Source organism: Streptomyces sp. NPDC003300 (assembly GCF_040610915.1).
In the GTDB taxonomy this organism is placed as follows: Bacteria; Actinomycetota; Actinomycetes; order Streptomycetales; family Streptomycetaceae; genus Actinacidiphila.
Genome location: NZ_JBEXNE010000057.1, coordinates 1 through 6,424, shown reverse-complemented (window position 1 = coordinate 6,424; position 6,424 = coordinate 1). Strand labels below are relative to the sequence as shown.

6 protein-coding genes are annotated in these 6,424 nt (G+C 71.0%); 3 read left to right on the top strand and 3 right to left on the bottom strand.

Annotated features, from left to right (window positions below):
* Positions 1-615 (top strand): biotin/lipoyl-containing protein (locus ABZX65_RS36280; protein ID WP_355350350.1); only part of this gene is annotated, 615 nt, incomplete at its 5' end.
* Positions 616-774: 159 nt separating this feature from the next.
* Here ABZX65_RS36280 and ABZX65_RS36275 read toward each other — a convergent pair.
* On the bottom strand, positions 775-2,208 hold the full coding sequence (locus ABZX65_RS36275; RefSeq protein ID WP_355350347.1) for an MFS transporter: 1,434 nt from the start codon (positions 2,206-2,208) through the stop codon (positions 775-777).
* A gap of 220 nt (positions 2,209-2,428) precedes the next feature.
* Between ABZX65_RS36275 and ABZX65_RS36270 the strand changes: the two genes are divergently transcribed.
* Positions 2,429-3,040 (top strand): helix-turn-helix domain-containing protein, encoded by a 612-nt coding sequence (locus ABZX65_RS36270; RefSeq protein ID WP_355350344.1) that lies wholly within the window; start codon positions 2,429-2,431, stop codon positions 3,038-3,040.
* Between the two features lie 138 nt (positions 3,041-3,178).
* On the opposite strand, the gene ABZX65_RS36265 is transcribed toward ABZX65_RS36270, so the two are convergent.
* Both ABZX65_RS36265 and ABZX65_RS36260 read right to left on the bottom strand, forming a co-directional pair.
* On the bottom strand, positions 3,179-4,132 hold the full coding sequence (locus tag ABZX65_RS36265; RefSeq protein WP_355350341.1) for a DeoR/GlpR family DNA-binding transcription regulator: 954 nt from the start codon (positions 4,130-4,132) through the stop codon (positions 3,179-3,181).
* A 142-nt stretch (positions 4,133-4,274) separates the two neighbouring features.
* Positions 4,275-5,732, bottom strand: a complete 1,458-nt coding sequence (locus ABZX65_RS36260; protein WP_355350338.1) for an NAD(P)H-quinone dehydrogenase — start codon at positions 5,730-5,732, stop codon at positions 4,275-4,277.
* Between the two features lie 130 nt (positions 5,733-5,862).
* On the opposite strand from ABZX65_RS36260, the gene ABZX65_RS36255 reads away from it, so the two are divergent.
* Complete coding sequence (locus tag ABZX65_RS36255) at positions 5,863-6,300, top strand: gamma-glutamylcyclotransferase (RefSeq protein ID WP_355350335.1); 438 nt, start codon at positions 5,863-5,865, stop codon at positions 6,298-6,300.
* Positions 6,301-6,424: the final 124 nt, after the last annotated feature.

Genomic DNA, 6,424 nt, shown 5'->3' with positions numbered 1-6,424 from the left:
CTGGCCAAGCTGATCGTGACCGGTGCCACGCGTGAGCAGGCGTTGCAGCGTGCGGCGCGGGCGCTGGGCGAGTTCACGGTGGAGGGGATGGCGACCGCGATCCCCTTCCACCGTGCGGTCGTCACCGACCCGGCGTTCGCACCCGCCGACGGGAGTGCGTTCACGGTGCACACGCGGTGGATCGAGACGGAGTTCGACAATACGATCCCGCCGTTCGCGGGTGCGGTCGTGGACGAGGACGACGCGCCGGGCCGGGAGACCGTGGTGGTGGAGGTCGGCGGGAAGCGTCTGGAGGTGTCCCTGCCCGCGTCGCTGGGGATGACGCTGGCGCGGACGGCGGCCGCGGGGGGTGCCAAGCCCAAGCGGCGGACGGCGGCGAAGGCGGGTGCGGCGGTCTCGGGTGACGCGCTGCCCTCGCCGATGCAGGGCACGATCGTGAAGGTCGCGGTCGAGGAGGGCCAGCAGGTCACCGCGGGTGATCTGATCGTGGTCCTGGAGGCCATGAAGATGGAACAGCCCCTGAACGCCCACCGGTCGGGCACCGTCATCGGCCTCAAGGCCGAAGTCGGCACCTCCGTCTCCTCCGGTGCCGTCATCTGCGAAATCAAGGACTGACGCCACAGCACGCACGAAGGCGGTACGGCAGCGGCCGTACGTAAGAAACGCCGGTGGGGCCGGTCACGACGACCGGCCCCACCGGCGTTCGCGCGCCGGTCCACGCACGCGGCTCCGTACCGTCAACACGGTCAACGGAGCCCCGTCAACGGGTCACCGTCAGCGCAGGGACACCGGTTTCGGACTGCGCAGCGCCAGGACCAGGGCGACGGACAGGGCGGTGAAGACCGCGGCGGCGGTGAAGGCGGCGGTGGCGCCGTGGATGAACGGCTCGCTGTGCGCGTGGCGCGAGACGGTGCCGAACACCGTGACCAGGATGGACAGTCCGAGGCTGCCGCCGACCTGCTGCATCGTCTGGAGCAGCCCGGACGCGGAGCCCGCCTCCTTCGGCTCGACGCCGGAGAGGATGAAGGTGTTGAGCGGCATCATCGTGAAGCCGACGCCGACACCGATCAGGATCAGCGGGCCGAGGATGCCGCCCGCGTACCCGTCGGACGCGTTGAGCGTGGAGAGCCAGACCGTGCCGCCGACGTTGAACAGACCGCCGGCGGCGGCGACGCGCTTGGCGCCGAAGCGGGCGAGGGCGCGCGGGGCGAGGCGGGCGGCGACGAACAGCGGTCCTGCCAGCGGCAGGAAGGCGAAGCCGGTCCGCAGCGGGCTGTAGTGCAGATACGTCTGAAGGTACTGGGTGGAGAAGTAGAACACGCCGAACATCCCGGCGGGGACGAGCAGCATGATCCCGTACGCCAGCGCGCGGTTGCGGTTGAGGAAGAGCCGCAGCACGACCAGCGGGCGCTCGACGCGGGTCTCGTTGATCAGGAACGACACGAGCAGGGCGGCGGCGATGACGAAGCTGGTCAGGGCGCGGGAGTCGGTCCAGTGGCTCTCGCCGACGCGGATGAAGGCGTAGACCAGCGAGGCCATGCCGAGAGTGCCGGTCAGGGCGCCGGCGATGTCGAACCGGCCGCCGGGGTGCCGCTCGGTCTCCTTGATGTAGCGCGGGGCGAGCAGCACGATGGCCAGGCCCACGGGGACGTTGACGAAGAAGACCCAGCGCCAGGAGCCCCAGTCGGTGAGCATGCCGCCGACGGTGAGGCCGATCGCGGAACCGGCGCCGGAGATCGCGGAGAAGACGCTCAGCGCGCGGTTGCGTTCCGAGCCCTCGGAGAACGAGGTGGCGATCAGCGCCAGGGTGCTGGGCGCGGCCAGCGCGGCGGCGGCGCCTTGCAGGCCGCGGGCGATGAGCAGGGTGGTGGAGTCGTTGGCGACGCCGCCGGCCACGGAGGCGAGGGTGAAGGCGCCGACGCCCCACATCAGCGCCCTGCGGCGGCCGATCAGGTCGCCTATCCGGCTGCCGAGCAGCAGCAGGCCGCCGAAGGCGAGCGTGTAGACGTTCAGCACCCAGGACATGCCGGTGGGCGAGAAGCCGAGATGGGTGCCGATGCCCGGCAGGGCGACATTCACCACGGTGGCGTCGAGCAGCAGCATGAGCTGCGTGCCGACGATGGCCACGAGGGCGATGAACGGACGCCCACGGGCGGGGGACGGAGTGCGGGATGCGGTGGAGAGCGCGCGCACTGCGGGTGTGGACATGCTGAGTAAGCCTCCAGCGGAGAGCAATAAACGGAGGGTTCCTCCGTTAACTATACGGAGACAGCCTCCGGTTCTACAATCGCTTTTGGGCGGACTTTGACGAACGATGGGTTCGGGCGAGCCGCGGGCACGGGTGGCGTGGGCGTGGTCAGCCGTGGACGTGGGCGCGCCGCGGGTACGGGCGAGCCGTGAGGACCGGCACTTCAGGAGGCATGACGCCATGCGGGCAGACGCGCAGCGCAATTACGACCGGCTGCTGGAAGAGGCCGCCCAGGCCTTCTTCGTGCACGGCACCGACGTCGCCCTGGAGGACATCGCGCGGCAGGCCGGGGTGGGCATCGGCACGCTGTACCGCCACTTCCCCGACCGCTACACCCTGATGAACGCCGTCTTCGAGCGGGAGCTGGTCAAGCTCAACGCGCGCGCGCAAGAACTGCTGGAGGAGCCGGACCCGGTCGACGCGCTCACCAAGTGGCTCTACGCGGTCGCCGTGCACTCCACCGCGTACCGCGGCCTCGCCAAGGCCATCATGTCCGCGCCGGACGCGAAGATGCCCGCGTGCAAGGCGCTGCTGCGCTCGTCGGGCGAGGCGCTGCTGCGGCGCGCGCAGGACGCGGGCGAGATCAGGCCGGACGCCACCATGTCCGACCTGCTCAAGCTGATCAACGCGATCGTGCTGACCGCGGAGAACAACCGGGAGGACACGGGGCTGTTCGTTCGCCTGATGACGCTGACCCTGGACGGCCTGCGGACCCGGCAGGACACCGGCCGTGGGGCCGTGGAGGACACCGGCCGCAGGGCCGTGAGGGAGACGGCCGCGGAGCCGGTCTAGGAAGCTCGGGCAGCGGGGAGCTCTGGTGGCGGAGGTCTCCAGTCGCGCCGATCTCCCCGTGGCGGACACTCCGGTAGCGGGTGCTCCGGTGAGTGGAGAGCTCTCCGGTGGGCGGGGTGCTCCGGTGGGCGGGGTGCCCTAGCGGCGGCGGACGTCCGCCAGCCGCGGGGTGGGCTCGGTGCCGCCGCCTCCGGCCAGCGACGGGCCGCCGCCGGGCAGCGGCTGGGCGCTGCGCAGGGGCTGGGGCCGCCGGGGTCCTGGCAAAGACTGGTCGTGGCGCGGACGTCCGGCGGCGATGGCGTCCGCGCCGGTCAGCGGCGCCACGGTGATCTGCACGCCGCGGTCGGCGAGCGCCTGGAGTTCGGTACCGGCCCGCTCGTCGCCGCCGGGCGGCTCGTCGGTGACCAGGTGGGTGATGAGGTCGGTGGGCACGGTCTGGAACATCGTGTCGGTGCCGAGCTTGGTGTGGTCGGCGAGGACGACGACCTCGGCGGCGGACTGCACCAGCGCCCGGTCCACGCTCGCGGAGAGCATGTTGGACGTGGACAGGCCGCGTTCGGCGGTCAGGCCCGCGCCGGACAGGAAGGCGCGCGAGACCCGCAGCCCCTGGAGGGACTGCTCGGCGCCGCTGCCCACCAGGCCGTAGTTCGACCCGCGCAGCGTGCCGCCGGTCATCACCACCTCGACCCGGTTGGCGTGCGCCAACGCCTGTGCCACCAGCAGGGAGTTGGTGACCACGGTCAGTCCCGGCACCCGCGCGAGCCGACGGGCCAGCTCCTGCGTGGTGGTCCCCGCGCCGACGACGATGGCCTCGCCCTCGTCCACGAGATCGGCGGCGAGTTCGGCGATGGCCGACTTCTCCGCGGTCGCTAGATGGGATTTCTGCGGGAAACCGGACTCCCTGGTGAAGCCACCGGGCAGGACCGCACCGCCGTGCCGGCGGTCCAGCAGTCCTTCGGCCTCCAACGCCCGCACGTCCCGGCGCACGGTCACTTCTGAGGTCTGGACGACACGGGCGAGTTCACGGAGCGAGACCGCCCCGTTCGCCCGCACCATTTCGAGGATCAATTGGCGACGTTCTGCAGCGAACACGGAACCGACAGTAACGCCAACGTCCGTCGGCTTTCAGCACTTTGCACCAGATGACGGAAGTCGTGCACAAAAGAGACCGGCGAGTGCTATACGCCGACCGTGCGTTCGCAAACGGCGCCTTTCCGGATGACGCGAGGGGCCGTCAGCCCAGATCCGCCTCGGCCGCCTTGCGGGTGTGCAACTGCCGTGCCACCTCGGCCACCGAGCCGGACAGCGACGGGTACACGGTGAAGGCGCTGGCGATCTGCTCGACCGTCAGATTGTTGTCGACGGCGATCGAGATGGGGTGGATCAGCTCGCTGGCCTTGGGCGCGACCACCACTCCCCCGACCACGATGCCCGTGCCGGGACGGCAGAACAGCTTCACGAAGCCGTCCCTGATGCCCTGCATCTTGGCCCGAGGATTGCGCAGCAGCGGCAGCTTGACGACATTGGCCACGATCCGCTTGTTGTCCACGTCGGCCTGCGTGTAGCCGACGGTGGCGATCTCCGGGTCGGTGAAGACGTTCGAGGAGACCGTCTTGAGGTTGAGCGGGGCCACCGCGTCGCCGAGGAAGTGGTACATCGCGATCCGGCCCTGCATGGCCGCGACCGACGCGAGCGCGAAGATCCCGGTCACGTCACCGGCCGCGTACACGCCGGGCGCGCTCGTCCGCGACACCTTGTCGGTCCAGATGTGACCGGAGTCGGTCAGCTTCACGCCCGACTCCTCCAGCCCCATGCCCGAGGTGTTCGGGATCGCGCCGACCGCCATCAGGCAGTGCGTGCCCGTGATCACCCGGCCGTCGGCCAGCGCGACCTCGACCCGGTCGCCGATCCGCTTGACGGACTGGGCGCGGGAGCGGGCCATCACGTTCATGCCGCGACGCCGGAAGACGTCCTCCAGTACGGCGGCGGCGTCCGGGTCCTCGCCGGGCAGCACCCGGTCGCGGGACGACACGAGCGTCACCGTGGAGCCGAGCGCCTGGTACGCGCCCGCGAACTCCGCGCCGGTCACGCCGGAGCCGACCACGATCAGTTCCTCGGGCAGCTCGTCCAGGTCGTAGACCTGCGTCCAGTTGAGGATGCGCTCGCCGTCCGGGAGCGCGTCCTCCAGTTCGCGCGGGCGCGCGCCGGTCGCCACGAGCACCGCGTCTGCGGTCAGCCGCTCGGTCGTGCCGTCCGCGGCCTCGACCACCACGCAGCGGCTGCCGTCGGCGGCGGTCTGACAGCCGTCGAGCCGCCCCCGCCCGCGCATCACCCGGGCGCCGGCCCGCGTCACGGACGCGGTGATGTCGTGCGACTGCGCGAGCGCCAGGCGCTTCACGCGTCGGTTGACCTTGCCCAGATCCACCCCGACGACGCGCGCCGCGCGCTCCAGCGGCGGGGTGTCGTCGGCGACGATGATGCCGAGTTCCTCGTACGACGAATCGAACGTCGTCATCACCTCGGCGGTGGCGATGAGGGTCTTGGACGGTACGCAGTCGGTCAGCACCGACGCCCCGCCCAGGCCGTCGCAGTCCACGACGGTCACCTCCGCGCCGAGCTGCGCCGCCACCAGGGCAGCTTCGTAGCCGCCGGGTCCGCCTCCGATGATCACGATCCTTGTCACGTACCCCATTGTCCCGCACGCGCCAAGTGTTCTCCGCCAGGGGGCACGCTTGTCCGATCCGGGCGCCGTCGCCCGCCGTCCGGACACCCCGAAACGGCGTGCGGCCGTCCGCCGCGCGTGCTCCCGTACTCTCGTGGTCATGTCGCTCTACGCCGCCTACGCCAGCAACCTCGACGCGCGGCTGATGACCCGCCGCGCCCCGCACTCCCCCCTGCGCGGCACCGGCTGGCTCGACGGCTGGCGGCTCACCTTCGGCGGCGAGCAGATGGGGTGGGAGGGGGCGCTCGCCACGCTCGTGGAGGACGAGGACAGCCAGGTCTTCGTCGGGCTGTACGACATCGCGCCCGTCGACGAGGAGTCGCTCGATCGCTGGGAGGGTGTGCCGCTCGGTCTCTACCGGCGCGCCACCGTCCGCGTTCACACGCTCGACGGGGAGGTCGCCTCGTGGCTCTACGTGCTCAACGATTACGAGGGCGGGCTGCCCTCTGCCCGCTACCTGGGTGAGTTGGCTGACGCCGCCGAGTCTGCCGGGGCCCCGCATGACTACGTCATGTCCCTCCGCAAGAGGCCCTGCTAGCGCCTGGGCCTTTTCCGCCCGTGTCTTTTTTGCCCGCCCGCCCACCCGTGCGGGTGTTTTCTTCGTCTGCGGGTGCCGCTTGTGCCTGGTCGGTGCCGGTCCGGGGCACCTCCTCGAAATGCGG